At 69.8% G+C, this 25523-nt stretch carries 27 protein-coding genes; 12 read left to right on the top strand and 15 right to left on the bottom strand.

Translation table 11 applies throughout. The features are described from left to right. Positions 1–549, bottom strand: a complete 549-nt coding sequence (locus ASD30_RS26180) for a DUF952 domain-containing protein (protein ID WP_082564060.1) — start codon at positions 547–549, stop codon at positions 1–3. A gap of 45 nt (positions 550–594) precedes the next feature. Continuing rightward, entirely contained in the window at positions 595–1284 is a 690-nt protein-coding gene (nucS, locus tag ASD30_RS20750) for an endonuclease NucS (protein WP_056686477.1), read from the bottom strand. Positions 1285–1379: 95 nt separating this feature from the next. On the opposite strand from nucS, the gene ASD30_RS20755 reads away from it, so the two are divergent. Beyond that, on the top strand, positions 1380–2600 hold the full coding sequence (locus ASD30_RS20755) for a 3-hydroxyacyl-CoA dehydrogenase NAD-binding domain-containing protein (protein ID WP_056686480.1): 1221 nt from the start codon (positions 1380–1382) through the stop codon (positions 2598–2600). A gap of 96 nt (positions 2601–2696) precedes the next feature. Then, the gene (locus tag ASD30_RS20760; protein ID WP_056686484.1) at positions 2697–4505 is read left to right on the top strand and encodes a 3-hydroxyacyl-CoA dehydrogenase family protein; all 1809 of its coding nucleotides are present in this window, start codon (positions 2697–2699) and stop codon (positions 4503–4505) included. Positions 4506–4617: 112 nt separating this feature from the next. Here the strand turns inward: ASD30_RS20760 and ASD30_RS20765 are convergent, their stop codons facing one another. Then, positions 4618–5085, bottom strand: a complete 468-nt coding sequence (locus ASD30_RS20765; protein WP_056686487.1) for a VOC family protein — start codon at positions 5083–5085, stop codon at positions 4618–4620. 11 nt (positions 5086–5096) lie between these two features. Next, a complete protein-coding gene (locus tag ASD30_RS20770; protein ID WP_056686490.1) occupies positions 5097–5687 on the bottom strand; it encodes a DinB family protein in 591 nt (196 codons plus the stop codon). A gap of 290 nt (positions 5688–5977) precedes the next feature. On the opposite strand from ASD30_RS20770, the gene ASD30_RS20775 reads away from it, so the two are divergent. Then, the gene (locus tag ASD30_RS20775; RefSeq protein ID WP_235530238.1) at positions 5978–6766 is read left to right on the top strand and encodes an alpha/beta fold hydrolase; all 789 of its coding nucleotides are present in this window, start codon (positions 5978–5980) and stop codon (positions 6764–6766) included. Positions 6767–6839: 73 nt separating this feature from the next. Here the strand turns inward: ASD30_RS20775 and ASD30_RS20780 are convergent, their stop codons facing one another. The 3 genes from ASD30_RS20780 to ASD30_RS20790 all read right to left on the bottom strand — a co-directional run bounded on the left by ASD30_RS20780 (position 6840) and on the right by ASD30_RS20790 (position 8652). Continuing rightward, positions 6840–7190, bottom strand: a complete 351-nt coding sequence (locus ASD30_RS20780) for a VOC family protein (RefSeq protein ID WP_056686493.1) — start codon at positions 7188–7190, stop codon at positions 6840–6842. A gap of 34 nt (positions 7191–7224) precedes the next feature. Then, entirely contained in the window at positions 7225–8043 is an 819-nt protein-coding gene (locus ASD30_RS20785) for a MerR family transcriptional regulator (protein ID WP_056686796.1), read from the bottom strand. A 78-nt stretch (positions 8044–8121) separates the two neighbouring features. After that, positions 8122–8652, bottom strand: a complete 531-nt coding sequence (locus ASD30_RS20790) for a CGNR zinc finger domain-containing protein (protein WP_056686496.1) — start codon at positions 8650–8652, stop codon at positions 8122–8124. A 38-nt stretch (positions 8653–8690) separates the two neighbouring features. Between ASD30_RS20790 and ASD30_RS20795 the strand changes: the two genes are divergently transcribed. Further along, positions 8691–9665, top strand: a complete 975-nt coding sequence (locus ASD30_RS20795) for an EamA family transporter (RefSeq protein ID WP_056686498.1) — start codon at positions 8691–8693, stop codon at positions 9663–9665. Positions 9666–9748: 83 nt separating this feature from the next. On the opposite strand, the gene ASD30_RS20800 is transcribed toward ASD30_RS20795, so the two are convergent. The 4 genes from ASD30_RS20800 to mce form a co-directional block, all read right to left on the bottom strand. Further along, on the bottom strand, positions 9749–10960 hold the full coding sequence (locus ASD30_RS20800; protein WP_082564045.1) for an AI-2E family transporter: 1212 nt from the start codon (positions 10958–10960) through the stop codon (positions 9749–9751). 8 nt (positions 10961–10968) lie between these two features. Further along, on the bottom strand, positions 10969–12321 hold the full coding sequence (locus ASD30_RS20805; RefSeq protein ID WP_056686502.1) for a hypothetical protein: 1353 nt from the start codon (positions 12319–12321) through the stop codon (positions 10969–10971). Positions 12322–12442: 121 nt separating this feature from the next. Next, positions 12443–13783, bottom strand: coding sequence for a crotonyl-CoA carboxylase/reductase (gene ccrA / locus ASD30_RS20810; RefSeq protein ID WP_056686504.1), 1341 nt, complete (start codon positions 13781–13783; stop codon positions 12443–12445). A gap of 93 nt (positions 13784–13876) precedes the next feature. Next, a complete protein-coding gene (mce, locus tag ASD30_RS20815; protein WP_056686506.1) occupies positions 13877–14332 on the bottom strand; it encodes a methylmalonyl-CoA epimerase in 456 nt (151 codons plus the stop codon). A gap of 129 nt (positions 14333–14461) precedes the next feature. Here mce and ASD30_RS20820 point away from each other — a divergent pair, with 129 nt between their 5' ends. The 6 genes from ASD30_RS20820 (at position 14462) to ASD30_RS20840 (ending at position 19279) form a co-directional block, all read left to right on the top strand. After that, a complete protein-coding gene (locus ASD30_RS20820) occupies positions 14462–15646 on the top strand; it encodes an acetyl-CoA C-acetyltransferase (protein ID WP_056686509.1) in 1185 nt (394 codons plus the stop codon). Between the two features lies 1 nt (position 15647). After that, positions 15648–16652 carry a methylmalonyl Co-A mutase-associated GTPase MeaB gene (gene meaB / locus ASD30_RS20825; RefSeq protein ID WP_056686511.1) on the top strand — a complete coding sequence of 335 codons (1005 nt, stop codon included), beginning with the start codon at positions 15648–15650 and terminating at the stop codon, positions 16650–16652. 116 nt (positions 16653–16768) lie between these two features. Then, the gene (locus ASD30_RS26745; RefSeq protein ID WP_156388880.1) at positions 16769–16939 is read left to right on the top strand and encodes a hypothetical protein; all 171 of its coding nucleotides are present in this window, start codon (positions 16769–16771) and stop codon (positions 16937–16939) included. Between the two features lie 5 nt (positions 16940–16944). Further along, positions 16945–17466: a PH domain-containing protein gene (locus ASD30_RS20830; RefSeq protein WP_056686514.1), complete on the top strand. Its 522-nt coding sequence runs from the start codon at positions 16945–16947 to the stop codon at positions 17464–17466. Between the two features lie 8 nt (positions 17467–17474). Next, a complete protein-coding gene (locus ASD30_RS20835) occupies positions 17475–17963 on the top strand; it encodes a MarR family winged helix-turn-helix transcriptional regulator (protein WP_056686517.1) in 489 nt (162 codons plus the stop codon). Positions 17964–18001: 38 nt separating this feature from the next. Continuing rightward, complete coding sequence (locus ASD30_RS20840) at positions 18002–19279, top strand: hypothetical protein (protein WP_056686520.1); 1278 nt, start codon at positions 18002–18004, stop codon at positions 19277–19279. 99 nt (positions 19280–19378) lie between these two features. On the opposite strand, the gene ASD30_RS20845 is transcribed toward ASD30_RS20840, so the two are convergent. Both ASD30_RS20845 and ASD30_RS20850 read right to left on the bottom strand, forming a co-directional pair. Continuing rightward, the gene (locus ASD30_RS20845) at positions 19379–20455 is read right to left on the bottom strand and encodes a serine/threonine-protein kinase (RefSeq protein ID WP_056686523.1); all 1077 of its coding nucleotides are present in this window, start codon (positions 20453–20455) and stop codon (positions 19379–19381) included. 22 nt (positions 20456–20477) lie between these two features. Beyond that, positions 20478–21233, bottom strand: a complete 756-nt coding sequence (locus ASD30_RS20850) for an SDR family NAD(P)-dependent oxidoreductase (RefSeq protein WP_056686527.1) — start codon at positions 21231–21233, stop codon at positions 20478–20480. 236 nt (positions 21234–21469) lie between these two features. Here ASD30_RS20850 and ASD30_RS20855 point away from each other — a divergent pair, with 236 nt between their 5' ends. Together ASD30_RS20855 and ASD30_RS27795 are read left to right on the top strand one after the other, a co-directional pair. After that, on the top strand, positions 21470–22501 hold the full coding sequence (locus tag ASD30_RS20855) for a hypothetical protein (protein ID WP_156393737.1): 1032 nt from the start codon (positions 21470–21472) through the stop codon (positions 22499–22501). A 22-nt stretch (positions 22502–22523) separates the two neighbouring features. After that, entirely contained in the window at positions 22524–23474 is a 951-nt protein-coding gene (locus tag ASD30_RS27795) for a tetratricopeptide repeat protein (RefSeq protein ID WP_056686533.1), read from the top strand. 118 nt (positions 23475–23592) lie between these two features. On the opposite strand, the gene ASD30_RS20865 is transcribed toward ASD30_RS27795, so the two are convergent. After that, positions 23593–24372 (bottom strand): NUDIX domain-containing protein, encoded by a 780-nt coding sequence (locus ASD30_RS20865; RefSeq protein WP_056686535.1) that lies wholly within the window; start codon positions 24370–24372, stop codon positions 23593–23595. A 188-nt stretch (positions 24373–24560) separates the two neighbouring features. Continuing rightward, positions 24561–25523, bottom strand: a complete 963-nt coding sequence (locus ASD30_RS20870) for a phosphotransferase (RefSeq protein WP_056686538.1) — start codon at positions 25521–25523, stop codon at positions 24561–24563.

Genomic DNA, 25523 nt, shown 5'->3' on the forward strand with positions numbered 1-25523 from the left:
CTAGGCCTTCAGGCGGGCGTTGCGACGGTGCAGGAGCGGCACCACGATGGCGAGGCCCACCACCGCACCGACGATCACGCCGAGGAGTCCCCGGTCCTCGCCGAAGATGCCGACGGCTGCGTAGTGGCCGGCGATGGCCAGCGCCATGACCAGGACCGCGGCGCACATCCGCGTGATGATCTCGGCGAAGAAGAGCTTCGCGAAGGACTCCTGCGGTCGGGCCGTCCCGTCCCGCTGCAGCCTCGGCAACGGCTTCTCGTGGACCACGGCCGCCGGGTTGAGGGGGCCGTAGATGTGCGGGTACGTCGTGTCGCCGACCGTGTCCTCGCGCCATTCCGAGGTGAGCTTGTCGGTCTCGATGGTGAGCAGCACCAGGGGGCCCGGCGCATCGGCGTAGTAGCGCTCGCGGACGGTCTCCCACTGGTCCTCGCGCGACGCGTGGATGAAGCCCTCGTCCTCGAGCGTGCGGCCGTACGTCGACTGCGCGTAGGAGCCGGCCAGCCTGGCGGCGTCCCAGCGCGACTTCTCGGCGATGTGGAAGATCTGCATGGCGCGCATCATGTCAGGACTCGTGCCCGACCCCGCGGACGCGGGTCAGAAGAGCCTGTCGGTGGGATCGTCGAGGCCGCGCAGGGCGTTGTAGTCGACGGTGACGCAGTGGATGCCGCGGTCGCCGGCCAGCACCTTGGCCTGCGGCCGGATCTCCTGGGCCGCGTAGATGCCACGCACGGGGGAGAGCAGCGGGTCGCGGTTGAGCAGCTCGAGGTAGCGGGTCAGCTGCTCCACCCCGTCGATGTCGCCGCGGCGCTTGATCTCGACGGCCACGGACTCGCCGTTCTCGTCGCGGCACATGAGGTCGACCGGGCCGATCGCCGTCGGGAACTCCCGGCGTACCAGCGTGAGTCCGGGGGAGAGGGTGGCCGGGTGGTCGGCGAGGAGCTCCTGGAGGTGCTTCTCGACGCCGTCCTTCTGGAGGCCGGGGTCGATGCCGAGGTCGTGCTCGGAGTCGTGGTGGATCTCCTCGAGCACGATGCGCAGGGTGTCCTCCGGGCCCTTGGCGGTGCTGCGACTGGTGACGTTCCACTCGAGGTGGCCCTCGTCGTTGACGAGCTCCTTCACCGTGCAGGGAGGCGACATCCAGTTCAGCGGCTTGTAGGAGCCGCCGTCGCTGTGGACGAGGACCGAACCGTCGGCCTTGATCATCAGCACGCGGGTGGCCATCGGCAGATGAGCGGTCAGTCGGCCGGCGTAGTCGACCTGGCAACGGGCTACAACGAGTCTCACGGGAGAGCAGGCTACCCGCAGGCGTGACGAACGCTACGGTCCGATGGGTGAACTTCGGCTACTCATGGGTAGGAACGACGTTTACAGTCTTCGCCATGACCGACACCACTGAGCAGACCTTCCGCGAGCTGGTCTTCCCGTACCTCAACCACGCCGTGCGCATGTACGAGACGTCGTACGCCACCCGCGCGGACATCGACGCTGCCATGCGCTTCGGCTGCGGCTACCCGTCCGGCCCGCTGACCGTCCTGGACGAGCTCGGTCTCGGTGTCGTGCGCGACGTGCTCGCCGCCCGGTTCGCCGAGTCCGGCGACAACCTGCACAAGCCCGCGGACCTGCTCGACGAGCTGGTCGCCGAGGGTCGCCTGGGCAAGGAGTCGGGTCGCGGCTTCTACACGTACGCCGACGGCGCAGTCGTCGCCGACGACGAGACTCCCTCCGCCGACAGCGCGCCGCAGCTGCGCCACGAGATCACCACGGTCGGCGTGGTCGGCACCGGCACCATGGCGTCGGGCATCGTCGAGGTCTTCGCCAAGAGCGGTTACGACGTGGTGTTCGTCGGCCGTTCGACCGAGAAGACCGACGGTGTGGTCGCGGCGATCACCAAGTCGCTGGACAAGGCGATCTCGCGTGGCAAGCTCGACGAGGCCGGCAAGGCCGACGTACTGGCCCGCCTGACCGCGGCCACCGAGCGTGAGGCGCTGGCCGACGTGGACCTGGTCGTCGAGGCGATCGCCGAGGACCTGGCCGTCAAGACCGAGCTCTTCCGCGACCTGGACCGGATCGTCAAGCAGGGCGCGATCCTGAGCACCACGACGTCGTCGCTGCCGATCACCGAGCTGGCCGGCGTGACCGGGCGACCCGAGGTCGTCATCGGCATGCACTTCTTCAACCCGGCCGCGATCATGAAGCTGGTCGAGGTGGTCACCACCGAGCTGACCAGCCCCGAGGTCGACGAGACCGTGCGTGCGCTGACCGCCAAGGTCGGCAAGGTGGCCGTGTCGTGCGGCGACCGCGCGGGATTCATCGTGAACGCGTTGCTGTTCCCCTACCTCAACGACGCCGTCAAGGTCATCGACGAGGGTCGCGGCGACATCGAGGAGATCGACGCGGCGATCAAGGAGCAGGCCGGGTTCCCGATGGGCCCGTTCGCGCTGCTCGACGTGGTCGGCAACGACGTGTCGCTGGCGATCCAGCAGGAGCTGTACGCCGAGTTCAAGGAGCCGGGCTTCACGCCTGCCGCCGGACTCGAGAAGGTCGTCACGGACGGTCACCTCGGTCGCAAGACCGGCCGGGGCTTCCACGACTACAGCTGATTACTGGAACCAACGGGTCAGGCCGCCCGAGAGGCGGTTTGTCCCGATCCGTGGGAGCGGATCGGGTGCTGCGGACGTCGTGCCATCATTCGATGCATGACGACCGCAGCGCCTGAGCCCACTGCCCCTCGCGAGATCTCGACCGTCGGCGTGATCGGCCTCGGCACCATGGGTGCCGGCATCGCCGAAGTCTTCGCCCGCAACGGCTTCACCGTCATCGGTGTCGACCAGGACGACGAGGGTGTGGCGCGTGGCCGCCAGCACCTCGAGCACTCGACCGGGCGCGCCGTGGCGCGCGGCAAGCTCAGTGAGACGGACCAGAAGACCCTGCTCGACCGCATCTCGCTTGGCACCTCGATGGCCGACCTGGCGCCCGCCGACTTCGTGGTCGAGGCGGTCGTGGAGTCGCTCGAGGTCAAGAAGGCGATATTCCGCCAGCTCGACGACATCGTCGCGCCCGACGCGATCCTGGCCACGAACACCTCGTCCCTGTCGGTCACCGAGATCTCCACGGCCAACAGCCGTCCCGGCCGTGTGGTCGGCATCCACTTCTTCAACCCGGCTCCGGTGCAGAACCTCGTCGAGATCATCCGCACGGTCGTCACCGAGGCCGACGTGCTCGAGCGGGCGAAGTCGCTGGTCGAGCAGGTGGGCAAGAACCCCGTCGTCTGCGGTGACAAGGCCGGCTTCATCGCCAACACGCTGCTCTTCGGCTACCTCAACCACGCGGTGTCGTTCTACGAGGGCAGGTACGCCTCCCGCGAGGACATCGACGCCGCCATGCGCTTCGGGTGTGGCTACCCGATGGGCCCGCTCGCGCTGCTCGACCTGATCGGCCTCGACACGGCGTACGAGATCCTGGACACGATGTACAAGCAGGGCCGCGACCGCCTGCACGCGCCGGCGCCGATCCTCAAGCAGATGGTCACCGCCGGTCTGCTCGGCCGCAAGACGGGCCGCGGCTTCTACACCTACGAGGGTCCCGACAGCTCCAAGGTCGTCGCCGACGAGCGGACCCCGTCGGCCGACAACGCGCCTCAGCTGCGCCACGACATCACGACCGTCGGCGTGGTCGGCACCGGCACGATGGCGTCCGGCATCGTCGAGGTCTTCGCGAAGAGCGGACACGACGTCCTGTACGTCGGCCGCTCCCAGGAGAAGGTCGACGGCGTCGTCGCGGGGATCACCCGCAACTTCGACAAGCAGATCCAGCGGGGCAGGGCCACCGAGGACGACAAGGCCGCAGCGCTTGCTCGCATCTCCGGCACCACGAGCCTCGACGACCTGGCCGACGTCGACCTCGTGGTCGAGGCGATCGCGGAGGACCTCGCGATCAAGACCACGCTGTTCGAGAACCTCGACGAGATCTGCAAGCCTGGTGCGATCCTGGCCACCACCACCTCGTCGCTGCCGATCATCGCGATGGCCAAGGTGACCTCGCGGCCGCAGGACGTCATCGGCATGCACTTCTTCAACCCCGCCGCGATCATGAAGCTGGTCGAGGTCGTCACGACGGTCTCCACCTCCGACGACGTGGCCGAGTCGACGCGGGCGCTGTGCGACAAGGTCGGCAAGGTGGCCGTCTCGTGTGGCGACCGGGCCGGGTTCATCGTCAACGCGTTGCTGTTCCCCTACCTCAACGACGCGGTGAAGATGCTCGAGGCGCACTACGCGACCGCCGACGACATCGACACGGCCATGAAGCAGGGCTGTGCGCTGCCGATGGGCCCGTTCGAGCTGCTCGACGTGGTCGGCAACGACGTGTCGCTGGCGATCCAGAAGGAGCTCTACCTCGAGTTCCGCGAGCCGGGCTTCGCGCCCGCGCCGCTGCTGGAGCACCTGGTCACCGCCGGCTACCTCGGCCGCAAGACCAAGCGCGGCTTCCGCGACTACTCCGCCCGATAGTCCCTGACGTTTCGGCCCCTGACGCGCGATAGTCCCTGACGTTTCGGCCCCTGACGCGCGGTAGTCCCTGACGTTTCGGCCCTTCCAGAGGACCGAAACGTCAGGGACTGCCTCAGTCGAGGCAGAACTCGTTGCCTTCGGGATCGGCCATCACGATGAAGCCGTTGCTCATCGGCGGGGACGGCTCGAACCGCTTGCCGCGGGTGGCGCCCATCGCGACGAGTCGCTCGCACTCGGCCTCCAGTGCGGCCATCCGCTCCTCGGGACCGAGACCGGGCGCCGCGCGTACGTCGAGGTGCACGCGGTTCTTCGCGGTCTTCCCCTCGGGCACCCGCTGGAAGAAAAGCCGAGGCCCGCTGCCGTCGGGGTCCTCTGCCGCGGACGCGGAGTTCCACTCGCTCTCGGGTACGCCGGCCTCGGCCAGGAACTCGTGCCACGCCTCGAAGACGTCCGTGCCCTCCGACACCTCGCGACCGGGTGGGCAGGGGTTGACGTAGCCCAGGGCCGAGGCCCAGAACTGGCTCAGGGACTGGGGATCGGCGCAGTCGAAGGTGATCTGGACTGTTCGAACATCGCTCATGGCAGGCCCCTTCACTCGGCCCGGCGCCACGGCTTGAGCCACGGCGTCTCTGGCCAGCCCTCGCGCGCCGCGACCAGCTCATACATCGTTGCGCCGTCGATCGCCTCGCGGATGATGTCGGCGTGACCGGCGTGCCGAGCCATCTCCTCGATCAAATGGAGCCAGACCCAGCGCACCGACCAGTGGGCGATGTCGGTGGGGTTCCAGGGTGCGGGCGGCACCGGAACCGGGGCATCGAGGTCCACGGCGGCAATCGCCTCGAGGACCGCGGCACTCGCGTCATCGAACGCCTTCAATGCCCCGTCGACCGTGTCGCCCTCGAGCCAGGTGATCATGCGCTCGCGCTCGGCGTACTGCTCCTCCTGTGGGCGGTCGTCGACGACCGGCCCGGGCGAGGCGTTCACGCTGGCCGCCCAGCTGATCTGGTTGTGCGTGGCGTGCTTGACCAACGCACCGACGCTCAGTGCGCTGGTGGTCGGCGTACGACCGGCCTCCTCGTCGGTGAGGCCGAAGATGACGGCGCGATAGGCGTCCTGTTGCTGGATGACATAGGCGCGGAGGCCGTCGCGTTCGTCGGTGACAGGGGGAGCCTGGGCGGGCATGGGATGTCCTCTCGTCGGTGGAGCACCAGTCTGTCGTCCTTTCCGGCCAGTTCCTGACCGCTATTGCGCGGACTCAGAAATCGGGCACGGACGTCGCTGTGCCGCCGGCTTCCTCGACCAGCCGCATGGCGGGCGACGCGGCCCGTCGGCCTCCAGGCGTGCCGCGACACGGGCACACCACTGCGCTGCGGTGTCAGGCATGACTCCCACGATGACGGAGCGGTCCGTCCCTGCCAAGGCAATTGCGCCCACCCCGTCGTGGTACGCCGACCGCACCGTAGCCTGTGCCCGTGACGCAGAGCGACGTGTACCTGACCGAGATGGGCGAGAGCGGGTCGCGGGTCGTGTTCTTCCACGGGCTCTTCGGCCAGGGCAAGAACTGGACGCAGGTCGCGAAGTCGCTGGCCCCCGATCACCGGGTGACGCTGGTCGACATGCCCAACCACGGGCGCTCGGCCTGGACGGAGCATCTCGACTACGTCGAGTTCGCCGACCGTCTCGCCGAGCTGTTCTCGGCCGATGACCCGGTGGTGTTGGTCGGGCACTCGATGGGCGCCAAGATCGCGATGGTGCTGGCGCTGCGCCACCCCGAGCTGGTCGAGCGGCTGGCCGTGGTCGACATGTCGCCCGTGGACTACGCGAACGGCAGCGAGTTCGGAGTGTTCATCGAGGGCATGCAGGGCATGGACCTCGACTCCCTTGAGCGGCGCTCCGACGCTGATGCGGCCCTCGAGGTCGCCGCGCCCAGCACGACCGTGCGCAGCTTCCTTCTGCAGAACCTCCGACGTGAGGGCACCGGCTGGCGCTGGCAGCCCAACCTCGAGCTGCTCGGTCGTGAGCTCGACGTGCTGGGTGGCTGGCCCGAGGACCGGCTCGGCGACGTGGCGCCGTACGAGGGTCGGGTGCTGTGGGTCGCCGGCGCCAATTCGGCGTACGTCACCGACGAGTACGCCGATGCGATGCTGCGCTGGTTCCCGCGCGCGTCGCGGGTCACGGTCAAGGGTGCCGGGCACTGGGTGCACTCCGAGCAGCCCGAGATCTTCCGGCAGGTGCTGTCCCGCTTCGTCGAGTTGGCGTAGTCCGGCGAAGGCGCCGCCTTCGACCGCAACGCTCTCGGCCGCGCCGCCGCCGGTCAGCGACGCGGCCGGAGTGTCAACCCTTGGCGATGTCGAACAGGTTGCCCTCGGGATCGGCGAGCGTCACCCACTGGAACCCGGCCTCGTCGAACTCACCCAGGCGCTTGGCGCCGAGGTCCACCGCACGGTCGACCTGTGCGGTCCACGTGGAGGAAGCCAGGTCGAGGTGCACGGCGTTCTTGCCCGGCGTCCGGTCCGGCACCTTCATGAAGACGAGGGCCGGGCTGATGCTCCCGCCCATCCCGATGCTGGCGTAGTCCACGGTCGCCTCGGGGTCGACGGGCACCTCCATGAGGGCGGACCAGAAGTCCGCGAGGGCAGCGGCGTCGCTGCAGTCGAACGTCACGGCGGCCATGATGATGGTCATGATGAGCTCCTTGTTGTCGGGTGAAGCATGGGCGTCATGCTGACCGGAGTGGCCAGCAGATCTCGGTGCGGTGTTCGCTGGGGTGATCTGTCTCGTCGGAGCCGACCAGGTAGCGCTCCCGGATCGGGTCCGGCAGACCTTCGTCGTTGCGGGCCACGTGACTGCCCAGGGCGCCGTACGTCCGATCGAAGTCATCGAACAGCCCGACGTGCTCCGTGACGGCGAACCTGCCACCGGGGAGCTCCAGGCGGGTGACCGCGGCGTCCCCGGTCGGCTCACCGGTGGCGGCAGGAACCGGCAGGAAGGCGACCACCTCGCCGGCGTCGTCCTCGAAGAACTCGCGGGCGTACGTCGCCCCGGCCGGCCCACTCGCCTCGATGCCGAGCCGCCCCGCAGCCATCGCGAGGCGGCCGAACGTCTCGTCCGACCACTCGAAGATGTCGTCGATCGAGACAATCGCGGAGACGGCGAGCGCAGGGAGGTCGGGCACGGTGCGGTAGTCCACCGCGAGCGCCGGGCCGGGGGAGAGCAGCAGCCGCAGGGAGGCGACGACGTCCCTGGTGCGTTCGAGCTCTGTCTCCATGCGCGTGAGGTGCGCCTTGAGTGCTGCGTCGCTGGTCTCCTGGTTCGGAGCCGAGACCACCTCACGCACCTGCGCCACCGGCATGTTCAGGTCACGCAGCCGGCGGATCAGATGAGCCTGCCCGACCTGGTCGAGGTCGTACCTCCGGTAGCCGCTACCGACGTCGATGCTGGCCGGCTCGAGCAACCCGACCTCGTGGTAGTGGTGCAGCGTCTTCACGCTGAGGTAGGTGAGTCGGGAGAACTCCCCGATGGTGACGGTGGTGGCCATGGCGACGATCAAACACCCTCCGGTCACCGGAGGGTCAAGCCTCCTGTGGGCAGGGCTCGTTCGGTGGTCCGCGGAGGCTCAGCCCTGGCGGGCCCGGTAGGCGGCGACGGCGGCCCGGTTGCCGCAGGTGGTGCTGCAGAACCGGCGCGAGCGGTTGCGGGAGAGGTCGAGCACCAGTCCGTCGCAGTCGTCGTCGGCGCAGACACCCAGGCGCGACATCTCGTCGCTGCGGACCACGTCGATCATCGCCATCGCGGTCTCCACCATGATGCGTTGCGCCCACGGGCGGTCGGGCGCGATGGCGTGCAGGTGCCAGTCCCACTCGTCGTGGCGCACCAGCTGGGGGAGTGCGCCGGCCTCGGCCAGCAGCTCGTTGACCAGCGTCGCGCTGCGGTCGCGCTCGCTGGTCAGCACCTCGCGCAGCACCGGTCGCAGGGCCCGGATGTCGTCCAGCTCCGCGCGGGTGCGCTCGTGGCGGCCGGTGTACTCCCAGGTCGTCCAGAACGCGTCGGCCTCCGCGACAGTGGTCAGGGTCTCGGGCGTGACGGCGGTGTTGACCAGGGCGACGGCGGCCTGGAGCGACACCTCCGTGTCATGAGCGAAAACCATGTTGACACCTTACATGCCTGAGCGTAGCGTCATGTGCCATGACCGCGATGACTCATGACGTCCTCACACCTGTCTCGTCATCGCGGCTCGGCTCCGGTCTCGCCTTCGCGCTGGCTTCGGCGGCGTCGTTCGGACTCTCCGGGGCCCTGGCCAAGGGCTTGCTCGAATCCGGCTGGAGCGCAGGCGCGGCGGTCACGGTCCGCGTGTCGATCGGTGCGCTGATCCTGCTGGTGCCCGCACTGCTCGCCGTTCGCGGTCGCTGGCACCTGGTGCGCCGCAACGGCTTGCTGGTGGCGGCGTACGGCGTCGTGGCCGTGGCCGGTTGCCAGCTGTGCTACTTCTACGCGGTCGCGCACATGCAGGTGGGTGTCGCGCTGCTGATCGAGTACACCGCACCGGTCGCGGTCGTGGTGTGGCTCTGGCTGCGGCACGGGCACGCGCCGGGCCCGCTCACCCTGGTCGGTGCCGCCGTGGCCGCAGGAGGCCTGGTGCTGCTGCTCGACGTGGTCTCTGGTGCGTCGCTGAGTGTGGCCGGCGTGCTGTGGGCACTGGGTGCGATGATCGGCGCGGCCACCTACTTCGTGATCTCCGCCGACGAGGACAACGGGCTCCCGCCGCTGGTGCTGGGCGCGGGCGGTCTCGTGGTCGGCGCCGCCTGCCTGGGCCTGGCCGGCCTCGTCGGAGTGGTGCCGATGGCCGCCTCGACCGCCGATGCGTCGTACGACGGCATGCAGGTTCCCTGGTGGGTCCCTCTCGTGCTGCTCGGCGTGGTGACCGCGGCGCTGGCCTACACGACCGGCATCGCGGCCGGACGCCGACTCGGCTCGCGACTGGCCTCGTTCGTGGCCCTGACCGAGGTGATCGCCGCGATGTTCTTCGCCTGGCTGCTGCTCGACGAGCTGCCGGGCTGGCTGCAGCTGGCCGGGGGAGTGTTCGTGCTCGCCGGGGTCGTGATCGTGAAGCTGGGTGAGCCCCGGGCCGGGATCGAGGTCGGGGTCCCCGACCCGTCGTGAGTTCCCGCTGACCCGGCGCGAGTTCGCGAACTGGCGACGGGTCGACCTGAACTGGCGACGGGTCGATCAGAACTGGCGACAGGTCAGCGTTCGTCCTGACGGCGGACGAACACCTCCTGGGTGAGCAGCAGGATTGCGGCCGCGGTCGGCACGGCCATCAGGGCGCCGACCACACCGAGCAGGCCTCCACCGACCAGTGCCGCGATCACGGTGACCGAGCCCGGCACGCTGACCGAGCGCTGCATCACGCGCGGGTAGATCACGTAGTTCTCGAGCTGCTGGTAGAGCGCGTAGTAGACCAGGCAGGCGATCCCGACGCCCGGCGAGATCGTGAACCCGATCGCCGACACGATCAGCATGGCGATCGTGGCACCGACCATCGGGATCAACGAGAGCAGACCGACCACGAACGACAACGCGACGGCGTACTCGCCCAGGCCCACGATGAACAGGAACACCAACGAGGCGAGTGACGCGCAGACCGCGACGACGAAGGCACCGGAGACGTAGCCGCCGATGCCCTGGAGCACCCGGTCGCCCAGGCGGGTGACCCGGTCGCGACGCGAGGCGGGCGCGAGGCGGTAGAACGCGGCCTTGGTCTTCGGCAGCGAGGCCAGGAAGTAGAGCGTCAGCACGATCACGATGAACGCGTTCAGCAGCGCCGAGAGGACCGCGAGGCCGAAGCCGAGCACACCACCGAAGGCGCGCTGGGCGAGGTTGCCGTCCTCGATGTAGTCCTTGGCCTTCTGGATGAGGTCGTAGTCCTCGTTCCACTTCTGGACCCGCTTGTTCTCCTGCAGCTGGTCCAGCCAGTGGGGTGCGTTGCTGGTCAGCGCGGCGACCTGCTCGCTGATCACCGGCACGATCGCCGAGATGAACAGGCCGATCGCGATCAGCACGATCACGATCACCGACAGCACGGCCAGCGAGCGCCGCATGCCGCGTCGCTCGAACCACTCGACGAGCGGGTTAAGGCCGGCCGCCAGGAACATGGAGACCACGACCAGGACCAGCGTCGAGCCGATCGCCAGCACCTGCTGTCCGAGCCAGTACGCCGTCAGCAGGCCGAGGCCGCCGAAGAAACCGATGTAGTACGGCGAGTGCCCGATGGGTGGACCGGGCTGGCCGAGGTGCCGCTCGCCGACGTGGTGCTTCTCCAGATGCTCCTCGACCTCGTCCTCGGCCAGTTCGGCGCGCTCGGCAGCGTCCTCCGCGCGCTCGGCAGCCTCGGCAGCGACCGCCGCGTCGTCGACCCCGTCGTCCAGGTCAGGGCCGTGATCCCCGTGATGGGCCATGGATGCGCTCAGTCGTCGAAGCCGGCGACGACGTCGCGGAGTGCTCCGAGCTGGGCGGTGATCGCGTCGCGACGCTTCGTCATGCGGTCGACCTCGGCGCGCACTGCGGCCAGCTCGCGGTCGGCGTCGGCCTGTCCGGACGCGGTCAGGCTCTCGGCCTGGCTACGGGCCGAGGCGACGATCTGCTCGGCCTCCCGACGCGCACGGGTGAGCAGGGCGTCGGACTCGGACTGTGCCTGCTGGCGGTGGGCCGTGGCCTGGGTGCTGGCCTCGGTGGCGCGCTCCTCGGCTGCGACGGCACGCTGCTCGGCCTCCTCGACCAGGCGACGCGTCTCGGCGGTGGCGTTCGAGTGGTGGTCGGCGGCCTCCTTGGCCAGCCGCTCCTTCTCGACCGCGAGCGTGCGCCGGGCTTCCTGCACCTCACGGTCGGCGGCGGCGCGGGACTTCTCCGCCTCACGGGCGGCGCTGACCTTGGCGTCGTTGCTCTCCTGCGTGGCGGCCAGGCGCAGCTGGTCGGCCTCGCGCTTGGCGGCGGCGCGCAGGTCGTTGGCCTCGGTGCGGGCCAGGGCGCGCTCCTGCTCGGCGTCGGCGATCAGGCGGGTGCGCTGCTCGTCGAGCTCGGCGAGCTGGACGGTGCGCATGTCCTCGGCCTCACGGGTGGCGTCGGAACGGATCGCCTTGGCGTCCTTGGTGGCCTGGGCACGGATCTCCGTGGCCTCGCGGATGGCCTGGAGGCGGATGTCCTCGGCCTCCTCCTCGGCCAGGCGGAGCAGCTCGTTCGCGCGGCCGCCGAGCCCGGCGTACGACGGCGCCTCGACCTCGGAGACCTGCTTGCGCAGGCCGGCCAGTTCGGACTCCAGCTCGATGACCCGCTTCTCGGACGCGCCGAGGCTGTTGCCGAGGCCGGCCTTCTCGTTGGTCAGCTGTGAGAGCAGGGAGTCGACGGCGGCCTGGTCGTAGCCGTTGCGTCGTACGACGGGCAGTGCGGGGAGCCGGGACTGACCGGTCTGGGAGCCGCCCTGCGACGTGGCCTGGGTGTTGACCAGGCTGCCTGAGGGGCGCGCTGCGGGACGCGCGGGTGCGGCAGGCTGGGAAGGGACCTGGGCAGCGGGCCGGGCCGGCTGGGCGGGCGCCTGCGCGGCCGGCTCCTGCTTGGCCGAGGGCTGGCGGGCGGGCTGGGCCGCCGGGCGGACCGTGGTGCTCGTCTGGGTCGGCTTCGCAGCCGTCCTGGGGGGCGAGGACTTCTCGTCGCTCTCGCGCTTCACCACGGGGATGACCTGCGTGGCGTCGTCGGCGCCCTCGGGCGCGCCGCCCTTGGTCGGCTCCTCGTCGAAGATGGACAGGCCGTCGTCGCTGCTCATGGGGTTATTTCCTCCGTCAGTGGTGATGCATCCCGGGTTGCGTGCCAAGTGTGGCGGATGGACGAAAAAGAACACACCCCGGCTCGCGCAGATTGCGCGAACCGGGGTGTGATTTGGTCGATCAGATGCCGCGGAAGGCGTTGATCTTCGTCAGGTGCTTCTCGCGGAGCTCGTGGTTGAGCACGCCCAGGCCCTCTTCCGGGGAGAGCGCGAGGACGCCGACCTTGCCCTGGTGCTTGTTGTGGTGCACGTCGAGCGCGGCCTGGCCGACCTGGTCGAGGGTGTAGGTGCGCGACAGGGTCGGGTGGATCTTGCCCTGTGCGATGAGGCGGTTGGCCTCCCACGACTCGCGGTAGTTGGCGAAGTGCGAGCTGATGATGCGCTTCAGGTTCATCCACAGGTAGCGGTTGTCGTACTCGTGCATGTAGCCCGAGGTCGAGGCGCAGGTGGTGATCGTGCCGCCCTTGCGGGTCACGTAGACCGACGCGCCGAACGTCTCACGGCCCGGGTGCTCGAAGACGATGTCGATGTCCTCGCCGCCGGTGAGCTCGCGGATCTTGGCCCCGAAGCGCTTCCACTCCTTCGGGTCCTGCGCGGTGCCTTCGTCGTTCCAGAACTTGTAGGCCTCTTCGGAGCGGTTGATGATCAGCTCCGCGCCCATGCTGCGGGCGATCGCGGCCTTCTCCTCGTTGGAGACGACACACACGGGCGTGGCGCCACCGTTGAGGGCGTACTGCGTGGCGAAGCCGCCGAGGCCACCGGAGGCGCCCCAGATCAGGACGTTGTCGCCCTGCTTCATCTGGCCGCCGTTCTTCGAGACGAGCTGGCGGTAGGCGGTGGAGTTCACCAGGCCGGGGGAGGCAGCCTCTTCCCAGGTGAGGTGCTCCGGCTTCGGCATCAGCTGGTTCGACTTGACCAGGGCGACCTCGGCGAGGCCACCGAAGTTGGTCTCGAAGCCCCAGATGCGCTGCTCGGGGTCGAGCATCGAGTCGTTGTGGCCGTCGGCGCTCTCCATCTCGACCGAGAGACAGTGGGCGACGACGCGGTCGCCGGCCTTCCACTTGGTCACGCCGGCGCCGGTCTTGAGCACGACGCCCGAGAGGTCGGAGCCGACCACGTGGTAGGGCAGGTCGTGGCGCTTGGTGAGCTCGGAGAGGCGGCCGTAGCGCTCGAGGAAGCCGAAGGTCGAGACCGGCTCGAAGATCGAGGTCCACACGGTGTTGTAGTTGATCGCCGAGGCCATGACTGCGACGTACGCCTCACCGGGGCCGAGCTCGGGAAGCGCGACGTCCTCGACGTGGAGGGACTTGCGGGGGTCCTTCTCCTTGCTGTCGAGGCCCTCGAACATGCCGACCTCGTCCTTGTGGACGGTGACCGCCTTGTAGGACTCGGGCAGGTCGAGGTTGGCGAAGTCCTCGGTGGCGGTGTCGCCGGCGAGGATTGCGTCAAGAATGTGCTGCACGGGCGTGCTCCCTGATCAGTTGCGTATGGTCGGGCGATTTCGGCACAAGATACTGGTCGTTAACCGGCCGTGGTGGGGGATGAGACGGACGTCTCAGGCGTGGTCGGAGGCGGCAGCAGGCTCGACGAGCTCGACGAGCACACCACCGGCGTCCTTGGGGTGGATGAAGTTCACCCGCGAGTTCGACGTACCCCGCTTGGGGGCGTCGTACAGCAGGCGCAGGCCGCGCTCGCGCAGGATCGCGGCGACCTGCTCGACGTCGGTGACCCGGTAGGCGAGCTGCTGCAGGCCCGGTCCGGAACGGCCGAGGAACTTCGCGATCGTCGACTCGTCGTTGAGCGGCGCCAGCAGCTGGATGCACGAGCCCGAGTCGCCGACGCCGACCATGGCCTCGCGCACGCCCTGCTCCTCGTTGACCTCCTCGTGCACGACCTTCATGCCGAAGTTGTCGCGGTAGTAGGCGGTCGCCACGTCCAGGTCGGGTACGGCGATGCCGACGTGGTCGATGGCGATGAACAGGTGCTCGGGGACTTCCAGTGGTGCGGTCATGGGTCCATGGTCGTACGAAACGGTGGAGAGAGCGTGACGACGTCCACATCCGGGACACATGTTGCCGACGGGTAGGTCGGGGATAGGCTCGAAAGCATTCCATTCGTGTTTGACGCAGGAGGAACAACCATGTCGTCCGTCATCGTCGCAGGGGCCCGTACGCCCGTCGGCCGCCTTCTCGGTGGTCTCAAGAGCCTGAGTGCTGCCGATCTCGGTGGCGTCGCCATCAAGGGCGCCCTGGAGAAGGCCGGCGTCGCCGGCGACCAGGTCGACTACGTGATCATGGGCCAGGTCATCCAGGCCGGTGCCGGGCAGATCGCCGCGCGCCAGGCCGCGGTCAAGGGTGGCATCCCGATGGACGTCCCCGCGATCACCATCAACAAGGTGTGTCTCTCCGGCATCAACGCCATCGCGCTGGCCGACCAGCTGATCCGCGCCGGTGAGCACGACATCGTCGTGGCCGGCGGCATGGAGTCGATGACCCAGGCCCCGCACCTGCTGCCGAAGTCCCGCGAGGGCTTCAAGTACGGCGACACGTCGCTGGTCGACTCGATGGCGTACGACGCGCTCTACGACCAGTTCACCGACCAGGCCATGATCAACCTCACCGACAGCCACAACGTCGCCGGCGCCAAGCTGACCCGCGAGGAGCAGGACGCCTTCTCCGCCCAGTCGCACCAGCGTGCCGCGCTGGCCTGGAAGAACGGCCTCTTCGACGAGGAGGTCGTGCCGGTCACGATCAAGTCGCGCAAGGGTGACGTCACGGTCAGCCAGGACGAGGGCATCCGTGGCGACACGACCGTCGAGTCGCTGGCCGGACTGCGCCCGGTCTCCAAGGACGGCACCATCACCGCCGGCTCCGCCTCGCAGATCTCCGACGGCGCCGCCGCGGTCATCGTGATGAGCAAGGCCAAGGCCGAGGAGCTCGGCCTCGAGTGGCTCGCCGAGATCGGCGCCTCCGGCCAGGTCGCCGGCCCCGACTCCACGCTGCAGCTGCAGCCGGCCAACGCGATCGCCAAGGCTGCCGAGAAGGAGGGCATCGCGGTCTCCGACATCGACCTCTTCGAGCTCAACGAGGCGTTCGCGGCCGTCGGCATCGAGTCGGGTCGCCAGCTCGGCGTCTCCGACGACAAGATCAACGTCAACGGTGGCGCCATCGCCATCGGCCACCCGGTCGGCATGTCGGGCACCCGCATCGTGCTGCACCTCGCGCTGGAGCTCCAGCGCCGTGGTGGCGGCACCGGTGCCGCCGCCCTGTGTGGCGGCGGCGGTCAGGGCGACGCCCTGATCATCAAGGTCCCCGCGAAGGCCTGACTTGGTCTCCACACCTGACGCAGCGACGGCCGGCCGACCCCGTGGTCGGTCGGCCGTTGCCGTCCCCGAGCTCGTCGAGAAGGCCCGCACGGGGGACCCGCGCTCGGTCGGGCGCCTCATCTCCCTGGTCGAGGACGAGTCCCCGCTGCTGCGCGAAGTGATGGCTCTGCTGGCGCCGCACTCGGGCCGGGCGAGGATCGTCGGCATCACCGGCTCCCCGGGGGTCGGCAAGTCCACGACCACCAGCGCCCTGATCACCGAGCTGCGTGGTGCAGGACAGCGGGTCGGCGTACTCGCCATCGATCCGTCGTCGCCGTTCTCCGGCGGCGCGCTGCTCGGCGACCGCGTCCGCATGCAGGACCACGCGACCGACCGCGACGTCTTCATCCGTTCGATGGCCTCGCGCGGCCATCTCGGCGGTCTGTCGTGGAGCACTCCGCAGGCGATGCGGGTGCTCGACGCGTCGGGCTTCGACACGATCGTGGTCGAGACCGTCGGTGTGGGCCAGAGTGAGGTCGAGATCGCCGGCCTCGCGGACACCACGATCGTGCTGCTCGCGCCCGGCATGGGCGACGGCATCCAGGCCGCGAAGGCGGGCATCCTCGAGATCGGCGACCTCTACGTGATCAACAAGGCCGACCGCGACGGGGCCAGCACCGTACGCCGCGACCTGCGCGGCGCGCTCGCCCTGTCGCAGCGGCCCGAAGGCGCCTGGAAGCCGCCGATCCTGATGACCACGGCGCAGAACGGCGAAGGCCTGGCCGAGGTGGTCACCGCGATCGACGAGCACCACGCCTGGTTGGAGTCCACAGGGGAGCTGTTGCGGCGGCGTACCCGCCGTGCCCGCGAGGAGATCGAGGCGATCGCGTTGACCGCACTGCGCCAGAGATGGGGCGGCATCAGCGACCGGCGTACCGAGCTCGACACCCTGGCCGCCCGGGTGGCCGGTGGCACCAGTGACCCGTGGGCCGCGGCCGACGAGCTCCTGGCCACGCACCTGGAATGACGCGCCCGGGCGCGCCTCCGCGACACGCGGCGGCGGAGTTGCCACAATGACCGGGCATGCGTTTCCGACGCGCGCAGACGCACGCCCCGACGATTCACCTGAGGATGGAGATTGAGATGGACGCCAAGAAAGGCGTACTCGCCGTCGTCGTCCTGTTCATCGGCTTCTACATGTTCAAGGACCCCAGCGGCCTCGCCGAGCTGGCCAGCGCCGGCGCCGGTGAGGGATGGGCCCTGACCACGCAGCTCTTCGAGGCGACGATCCGCTTCCTCAACGAGTTGTTCTAACGGTCATGGGGTTGACCAAGGCCCTCACGGACCCGAACATCCGCAAGCACCTCCTCCGCGAGGAGGGCGAGGTGATCGTGGACGAGGTCATGCACCACTGGATCGTCTACACCCTGCCGGTGCTCGAGGTCCTGGCTGCGATCGGGCTGCTGGTGGTCTTCCCGTTCATCGACCTCGACCTCGCCTGGTTCCCCTTCCTGCTCGCCTTCGTGATCCTGGCCCACGCCGCCTGGAAGACGCTGGCGCACTTCCGCGACCGCTTCGTGATCACCAACATGCGGGTCTTCCGGGTCCACGGCGTGCTCAGCCAACACCTGGCCACCATGCCGCTGAGCCGGATTCTCGACATCACCGTGGTCAAGCCCTTCCAGGGCCGCATCATCGGCTACGGCCACTTCGTCTTCGAGTCCGCCGCCCAGGAGCAGGGCCTGCGCGACATCCGCTTCGTCGGCCAGCCCGACCAGCGCGACCTGTCGATCCAGCGTGTCGTCCAGCGTTCCGGCCTCCGCGGCCCGAAGGTCAACTAGGTCCGCCCATGCCCCTTCCCTTCGACCCGATCGACGAGGCCGCCCGCCAGTGGGGGCTGCGCTGGAGCGACCAGACGGCGATGCACGCGGTCACCTCGCTGATGCGCGTGCAGCAGCTGGTGCTGGCCCGTCTCGACGCGATCCTCAAGCCCCACGGGCTCACCTTCGCCCGCTACGAGGCGCTGGTGCTGCTGACCTTCTCCTCCCGCGGGTCGCTGCCGCTGGGCAAGATGGGGGAGCGCCTGCAGGTGCACCCGACCTCGATCACCTCGATCATCAATCGCCTGGTCGCCTCGGAGCACGTCGTACGCCGTCGGCACCCCGATGACGGGCGCACGGTCCTCGCCGAGATCACCGAGACCGGCCGGGCCGTCGTCGAGGCGGCCACGGCCGACCTGATCGCGGCCGGCTTCGCCCTCGAGGCGCTCTCCGACGACGAGCTCACCCAGCTGTCGGCGTTGCTGCGTCCCGTCCGCAATGCGGCCGGGGACTTCTGATCGGTGGATTCCGGCCAGATCTGGGTAGGGTGCCGGGCGTGATCGTGATCCCGGGTTCCGTCGTACGCCGCACGGCCGCGCTCGCGCTGGTGGGCGTGGTCGCCCTGGCGCCGGCTGCCAGTGCCGATCCCGGCGATCCGGTCGACCTCGGCGGTACGCCGGTGAAGTCCACCACTGACGCAGGCAACCCGACGATGCTGAAGGCCGGGCTGTGGAGCACCACGCTCAAGGCTGGAGAGTCCCTGGAGCGGCAGTTCGCCTATCGACGTACGGCGGACGACACGTCCGTCCACGTCTCGGTGACTGCCACACCAGCCGAGTCGTCGGAGTCGATCAAGCTCGAGGCCTTTGCCGACGACGGCACGTCCTGCGGCAGCGAGACAGCCAGCGCCAGCTACGCAACGCCGAGCACCGCCATCGGAGTTGATCTCGAGGTCGGTCCCGATGGGCACGGCGACCGCAACTCGGTGTGCCTCACCTCCACGGTGATCCGGTTCGAAGTGGGGCCCAACACCGACACCCGCACCGGCACGTCCGACCTGCCGATGACCATCAAGGTGGTGGAGGAGAGCCCGTTGGCAGACGCCAACGAGCGTCTCCCAGAGGTGCCGGAGACGGAGGCGTCGTTCCGGGCGCCGGCCGACGGCGTCGACCGCGGGACCATCGAGGGCGCGACGTCGTTCGACGAGGCGCCGCTGCTGAAGTCGGGCACCTACGATTCCACCGTCACCGAGGGTGAGCAGCGTCTCTACCGCGTGCACCTCGAGTGGGGCCAGACCCTGGCCGCGGCGCTGCACGTGGAGGCCCTGTCCGGGAAGGATCTGGAGAAGAAGTTCGGCATCTCGGGGCCGACCCTCTACCTGGGTCTCTACAACCCGATGCGCCGCGACCTCGACTCGGCCTACTCCGACTCCGACGTCGATGGATCAGTCGACGACACGGCGCTCGATCTCGACACCGGTGTCGGCCCGGTGCGCTACCTGAACCGCTACGACGACCAGAACACCTACCTGCCCGGCGACTACTACGTGAGCGTCGTCGTCCCGGAGGAGACCGCCTCCGAGCGTGGCCCTGCGGAGATCGGGTTCGCGCTCACCGTCGAGGCACAGGGCGACATCGCCGGTGCCCCGACGTACGCCGAGGACCAGCCCTTCCTGGTCGGCGACGGCAAGCGGTCGGAGGTGGCCTCGGGCAACCCCGCACCCGAGCCGGACGACGCGGGCTGGCTCTCGGCCCGCCATGTCTCCGGGCTCGGCATCGGCCTGGCCGGGCTGGTCTGCCTCGCCCTCGGCGCCCTGCGCCTGCGTCGCCCCTGACACGAACCTGCAACTGTTGCGCTTCGACCCGGCAGTTCTTGACGTACGGAGAGCGCAAGAACTGCCCGCTCGCGCATCAAGGACTGCAGGTTCGTGGGATCAGGTGAGCAGCAGCCAGGCGCCCACGAGGACGGCGACCAGGCCCACCACCAGCAGGACGTACGCCGGGAGCCGTGAACCCACCTGGGCCGGCGCCACGGGCTGGACCCGCGTGGCCGCACCGTGGTCGACGCGCGTGCCGGGGGCCGTGCGATGGTCGACGCGGGTCGCCGGCGCCGTGCCGTGGTCGAGCCGGGTCGAGGCCGACGTGTCGGTCGGGGAGCCGGGCAGCGTCGTGGCCAGCCCGTCGAAGTGGTCGCGCACCGTGACGGTCTCGCCGAGTGACGCGGGCAGGGTGTCGAGGCGCAGCGCGGCCAGTTCGGCCCGCATGCCGGCCGCCGACGCGGGGCGTTGCGCGGGGTCCTCGTCGCAGGCCTTGGCCAGGAGGTCCAGCAGGGCGTCGCGGTGCTCGTCGTCGGTGCGCAGCGCGTCGACGTCGAGGCCGGGGGAGTCGGCGGTGGGGCGCACACCGGTGAGCATCTCGATGCCGACCCGGCCGACCGAGTATAGGTCGGAGCGGAAGTCGGGGTCGGCGCCGCGCCACTGCTCCGGGGCCATGTAGCCGGGGCTGCCGATCACCATCGAGGCCCGGGTCATCCGCGGTTCGTCGAGCGGTGCGGCGATGCCGAAGTCGGTCAGTCGCACGTGCGGCCGGCCGCCGCCGGTGGGCTCGAGCAGCAGGTTCGCCGGCTTCACGTCGCGGTGCACGATGCCGGCACCGTGCACGGCCTCGAGCGCCTGCAGGGTCTGGTCGACTAGGAGGGCCACCCAGCGCACGGGCAGGGCGCCGTACTGCTTGAGGAGGTCGGCCACGGACCCGCCACGGACCAGCGGCATGGTGAAGAGCACGCGGTCGTCCATGCCGGCCCACGACTGGGGCGTGACCACGTGGAGGTGGTCGATGCGCATGGACTGCTCGCGCACGAAGCGCAGCAGCGATGCCGCATCGGACTGGCGCAGGATCTTGGCCGCCTTGACCTGGTGGTCGGCACGGTCGAGGACGCACCACACCGTGCCCATGCCGCCCATGGCGATCGGGTCGAGGAGTTCGTACCGGCCTGCGAAGACTTCACCCACGCGGGAGACCCTACCCAGCGAGTCAGTAGGCCATGCGGGCGCCGCCGGCGCCGCTGCCGTTGACCATGAGGGTCTGGCCGGTGATGAACGCTGCGCCTGTGCTGGCCAGGAAGAGCACGGCACTGCCGACGTCCTGGAGGGTACCGGTGCGCTGGGTGCGGGTGCGGGTGAGCAGGGGCCCGGACTGCCGGTCGATCTGGACCCGCAGCTGGCTCTGCCTCGGGACCATGACGGTCGAGGCGACGCCGTTGACGCGCACGCCGTTGGGTGCCCAGGCGGCGGCAAGGCGGGCCGTGCTGTTGAGCATCTCCTGGTGGGCGTTGGCGGGTCCGACCGCCATCTCGCACCAGCGACGCACGTAGTGGGTGTTGATCACCGATCCGCCGCCGCGCATGGTGCTCTCTCCGAGCCGGTGGCGCAGGCGGTGGGTCAGCTGGCTCGGGCCGAGCAGGCCCAGACGCACCGATTCGGAGACGAACTCCTGCTCGTGCACGTCGCTGGAGTGCGGAACGCGGGCGCTCGCCGCGTTGACCACGATGTCGACATCGCCGACCTGCTCCGCCACGCGCACGATCGAGTCGTGGCTGGTCAGGTCGAGACGCAGGTAGGAGAACGCGTCGAGGTTGACGTCGTACGCCGAGGTCAGCGACTGGGTGCCGGTCACCGTGACGCTGGCGCCGTATCGAGAGAAGTTGCGGGCCACCAGGTTGCCGAGTCCACGGGTGCCGCCGACCACGAGCACGCGTCGCCCGGTGAAGTCGTACGACGGGGCAGCCACGTGTTCTCCTCCCGAGAAACGATGACGACAAGGGGTGGGTGGTCGGGCGCGGGCAGGAGCAGTCACCGCGTTCGGTGCGTTGTGGATCGCACGAGAGGTGTACTACCGGGTAGCCGGCCGGGCCGCGGCCCATCATTGCAGAAAAACCCGGCATTCGCAGAGTCGGCCGAGTAGGGTGTCGGCGTTCAGGGCGAGGACGGGTGCAAGGGCAGGGTGTGCGGGCTGTGTCGAGGCTGGTGAGTGCCCTGTTCGCGGTGCTCGTGGGGTTGTCGGTGGCACTTCCGGGCCACGCCGCAGCAGACGACGACACACTGCCAGTCTGGGTCTCCGCCGCATCCTCGGATGCTGGCCGCAGCCATCTTGACCGCACGGCCGACCGGACCCGCACCGTCCCGGCGTACCTGCCGACGTACCGCCGCGACCGTGTCGTCCCGGTGTTCTCGGTGCGCTTCCGGGCCTCGGCCGGCGAGCGGCGCTACGTGGCCACCAAGGTGGTGGCCGAGCAGGGCCGCACGACCCCCGACCAGTTGCTGCTCGCCTCCCTCTCCCTCACGTGTACGCCGACCGCGGCCGGCGTACGCACGGCGGGAGCCTCCCGCAACGTGATGCGCGGCCACGCGACCGGTCTGGTGGCGCGGTTCGTCTACGTGGCGCCGACGACGGGCGACGTGGTCTGTCGGGTGTGGGCCAGCGGGCTGCGACCGCGACCGTCGTCCTCCGGCTACCAGAGCGCGAACACGTGGCAGGTCGGTCGCACCTCGCGGCTCTGGGTGTCGGCCGTGGTGCCGTGGTGGAACCGCAGCGTGTCCACCTCGCGGCGCTCGCGCGTGCTGCGGGCCGGTGAGGGCCTGTCCGTACGCCGGGTCGTGGGGGTGGGCAGCGAGGCCACGACGTTCGAGGTGGCTGCCGACCACAAGGTGACCACCTGCTCGGCTGTGGGGGGCAGCCGCGACTCCAGCACCGCTGGCCGTGAGCTGTGCTCGGGACGGGTCAGTCGCAGCGGGTCGGGTGTGCGCCTGGTCGTCCGGGCCCTCCAGGAAGCCCGCCGCGGCGCCCGGTGCGGCGTCGCGAGGACCGTGGTGGACCGTCTCTCGTGGGTGGCCGCCGACGTCCACCACAGCACCGTCTCCGGAGCCGGCCGGGTGCGGGTGAGCCACGCCAGCGGATGCCTTCCGAAGTTCGTGATCACCTCCCGGATCGGACACCGGCACGGCGCCGACCTCGTGGTCCACGCGCCTTCCTACAGGGGCACGATCGTCAGCCGTTGAGTCATCGGGGAAGATGGTCCCCATGAGTCAACAGCCGTTCTCCCGTCCTGGTGCGATCGACCTCTCCGGGCTGCGCCGTCCGGCAACCCCGCCCGCCGGATCGTCGGGCGCCGGCGCCCCCGGTTCCTCGGGTGGCGCTGCCGGCGCCTACTCGGTCGAGGTCTCCGAAGCGAACTTCCAGTCGCTGCTCGAGTCGTCGATGACTGGTCCGGTCGTCCTCGTCTTCCACTCACCGGGCCAGTCGCCGGAGAGCACGACCTACGCCCGCGACGTGGCCGCGGTGACGGGCGAGTACGACGGCCGTTTCCTCGCCGGTCTCGTCGACATCGACGCGTCCCCCCAGATCGCCCAGGCGATGCAGATCCCGCAGGTGCCGCTGATGCTCGTCATCATCGACGGTCGCCCGGCCAGCCAGCCGATCCCCGGCGCCCTCGGCGCCGACGAGCTCCGAACCCTCTTCAACCAGCTGGCCCAGCAGCTCACCGCCCAGGGCATCACCGGCCGCCACCAGCCGCTCCCGGCCACCGGTGCCGAGGGTGACGAGGACGCCGAGCCCGAGGCCGACCCCCGCTACGCCGCCGCACAGGACGCGCTCGGCGAGGGCAACATCGACCTCGCGGTCGAGGAGTACCAGAAGCTCGTCGACGCCAACCCGGCCGACGTCGAGGCCGCTGCGGGACTGGCGATGGCGAAGGTGCTCCAGCGCACCCAGGGCGTCGACCTGAACACCGCGCGCGAGGCTGCGGCGTCCGCTCCCGATGACGTCGACGCGCAGACCCTGGTCGCCGACCTCGACATGCTCGGCGGCCACGTCGACGACGCGTTCAACCGGCTGGTCGACCTGGTCCGGCGTACCTCCGGTGCCGAGCGCGACAAGGCCCGCACCCACCTGCTCGGGTTGTTCGCCGCGGTGGGCAACGAGGACTCGCGAGTGATCCGGGGCCGCCAGAACCTGGCTTCCGCGCTCTTCTGACCTGGGTCCGGCATCGGATTCTTCCCGGCACTTGCGCGGTGGTGTGGTCGGTTCGCCCGTGGCAGGACGCGTGTGGAGCGACCACGACCCCGCGTTACTGCGGGGGAGCGGGCGACGGTCAGGGGTGGCCGGACTCGGTGTACGCCGATCCGGTGTCACCCGCGTTGGCCAGCGTGGCCGCCACCCGCCGATGGGTGAAGTCGGCGGCCCGTTCCTGGATCTCGTCGAGGGTGAGGAAGGCAGCCTCCCGGATCTCGCGTGCCTCGAGCACCATGCCGTCGACCAGGGATGCGTCGTGCACGCCACCGTCGAAGACCAGGCAGACCGCGTCGTCCCAGCCTGACCACGGCGGCAGCCAGTCGGTGAGCAGCAGCTTCCCGGCGGGGATGTCGACGCCGAGCTCCTCGGCCAGCTCGCGTGCGGTGGCCAGGCGCGGTGACTCGCCGACCTCGACCACGCCCCCGGGCAGGTCCCAGTCCTTCTTGTAGGTCAGCCGGCACATCAGGACCCTGCCCGCGTCGTCGCGGACCAGCATCTGGCCGATCGCCCGCTTGCGTGGCAGGAACGAATTGAGCATTGCCCGGAAGCCCGCGCCATCGGTCAGCGGCGGGTCGTCGGCCAGCCGGGCGAGTACGACGAACTCGCCGTCGGCGTCGCGACGTACGCCCTCGCGCCGCAGGCCCGACCAGGTGGCGACCCGGAGCCCGGCGTCGTCGTCGACGTGCACGTGGGCCTCGACGCGATGGTGCTCCTCGAGGGCGCCGTTGACGCCGGCGGTGACCGTCTCGATCGCCTTGGTGAAGGAGAGCTCGCGCAGGTCGGGGCCCCAACTGATCCGTGCGGCGCCGTCAGAGGTGGTCTCGACGACGACGGCCACGGCGGTCGGCTGCTCGGTCACGGCGCCACCCTATCCATCCCTCACCAACCCGCACTTCTTGCGTCGCGAACTGGCACTTGTTGCGCCTCGAACCGCCAAGCCCTGCGGTCCTTGACAGCGCCGGACGTGCAGGTTCGCGACGCAAGAATCCGCGGCTCGCGCATCAAGAATCCACGGTTCGCGCATCAACAATTGCAGGTTCGTGGGGGTCAGGCGGGGTGCAGGTCGCCGGTGCGGGTGAGGGTGAGGAGCAGGTCGTGGGCGCGCGCGGCGACCGGGTTCTCGCCGGCCCGGCCGGCCAGGTCGACCAGCGCCCAGAGGTCCGCGGCCCGGGCCAGCTCGAGCAGCCGGGCGCTGTGCATCCGCCCCGTACCAGCGGCGACGGTGCGGTCGTCGCTGGTTCCGGCACCGCCGTCCTCGCGGCCGGGGAGGCCGTCGATCTCGACGGTGTCGAGGAGCGACTCGACGAACGCGGGAGAGTGCTCGAAGCGCAGCAGGTTGCCGAGGTCGGTCACCGGCAGGCCGGCGTGCGCGAACTCCCAGTCGAGCACGCCGGTGACCTCACCCGTCCCGGGGTCGACGAGCAGGTTCTTCGGGTTGAAGTCGCTGTGCACCAGGCAGCGCCGGGCGATCGGGTCGAGCAGGTCCTGGGCGTGATCGGCGAGCGCGAACAGCCTGTCGAGGTCCTCCGGCGCCCAGGCCTCCAGTGCCGAGCCGGGGACGACGTGCTCGACGAACGTGCGCAGGTCGGCGGCCCCAGCCCCGAAGGAGCCGATCCGCAGGTCCGCGTCGACGAACGGACCGCCGCGCAGGAACGGCATCCGGGTGAGCCGGGTCAGCACGTCGCCGAGGTGGACGCCGATCCTGCCCTGCAACGTCTCGTCGGCGTCGGCCAGCACGAGGTCGAGCCGCTCGCCGGGCAGGAACGAGGTGACCAGGATGCCGGGGACGTCGCCCACCGGGTCGGGTCGGCGTACCTCCAGGACCTCGGGCACCGGCAGCAGTCCGCGCACCAGGCGCAGGACGGCGGCGTCGATGTCGACCGCGTCCGGCCCGCGTTGTGCCGACCGCGCCGCGAGGATGCGTACGACGACCTTCTCCCCGCCGCTCGTGCCGAGGAAGGTCTCGCCACTGTGCCCGCCCTCGAGCGGTGTGAGTCCGGCGTCGAACAA

The sequence above is a fragment of the Nocardioides sp. Root140 genome, assembly GCF_001426745.1.
Taxonomy (GTDB): domain Bacteria; phylum Actinomycetota; class Actinomycetes; order Propionibacteriales; family Nocardioidaceae; genus Nocardioides.

Bases quoted from the DNA above. Each gene is read 5' to 3' on its own strand.
- ASD30_RS26180 (WP_082564060.1), bottom strand. From the start codon at position 549: ATGCAGATCTTCCACATCGCCGAGAAGTCGCGCTGGGACGCCGCCAGG.
- ASD30_RS26745 (WP_156388880.1), top strand. From the start codon at position 16,769: ATGGACGCCAAGAAAGGCGTACTCGCCGTCGTCGTCCTGTTCATCGGC.
- ASD30_RS20770 (WP_056686490.1), bottom strand. From the start codon at position 5,687: ATGCCCGCCCAGGCTCCCCCTGTCACCGACGAACGCGACGGCCTCCGC.
- ASD30_RS20795 (WP_056686498.1), top strand. From the start codon at position 8,691: ATGACCGCGATGACTCATGACGTCCTCACACCTGTCTCGTCATCGCGG.
- ASD30_RS20755 (WP_056686480.1), top strand. From the start codon at position 1,380: ATGACCGACACCACTGAGCAGACCTTCCGCGAGCTGGTCTTCCCGTAC.
- ASD30_RS20785 (WP_056686796.1), bottom strand. From the start codon at position 8,043: ATGGCCACCACCGTCACCATCGGGGAGTTCTCCCGACTCACCTACCTC.
- ASD30_RS20760 (WP_056686484.1), top strand. From the start codon at position 2,697: ATGACGACCGCAGCGCCTGAGCCCACTGCCCCTCGCGAGATCTCGACC.
- ASD30_RS20765 (WP_056686487.1), bottom strand. From the start codon at position 5,085: ATGAGCGATGTTCGAACAGTCCAGATCACCTTCGACTGCGCCGATCCC.
- ASD30_RS20800 (WP_082564045.1), bottom strand. From the start codon at position 10,960: ATGGCCCATCACGGGGATCACGGCCCTGACCTGGACGACGGGGTCGAC.
- ASD30_RS20820 (WP_056686509.1), top strand. From the start codon at position 14,462: ATGTCGTCCGTCATCGTCGCAGGGGCCCGTACGCCCGTCGGCCGCCTT.
- ASD30_RS20790 (WP_056686496.1), bottom strand. From the start codon at position 8,652: ATGGTTTTCGCTCATGACACGGAGGTGTCGCTCCAGGCCGCCGTCGCC.
- ASD30_RS20805 (WP_056686502.1), bottom strand. From the start codon at position 12,321: ATGAGCAGCGACGACGGCCTGTCCATCTTCGACGAGGAGCCGACCAAG.
- mce (WP_056686506.1), bottom strand. From the start codon at position 14,332: ATGACCGCACCACTGGAAGTCCCCGAGCACCTGTTCATCGCCATCGAC.
- ASD30_RS20830 (WP_056686514.1), top strand. From the start codon at position 16,945: ATGGGGTTGACCAAGGCCCTCACGGACCCGAACATCCGCAAGCACCTC.
- ASD30_RS20780 (WP_056686493.1), bottom strand. From the start codon at position 7,190: ATGACCATCATCATGGCCGCCGTGACGTTCGACTGCAGCGACGCCGCT.
- ASD30_RS27795 (WP_056686533.1), top strand. From the start codon at position 22,524: ATGAGTCAACAGCCGTTCTCCCGTCCTGGTGCGATCGACCTCTCCGGG.
- ASD30_RS20835 (WP_056686517.1), top strand. From the start codon at position 17,475: ATGCCCCTTCCCTTCGACCCGATCGACGAGGCCGCCCGCCAGTGGGGG.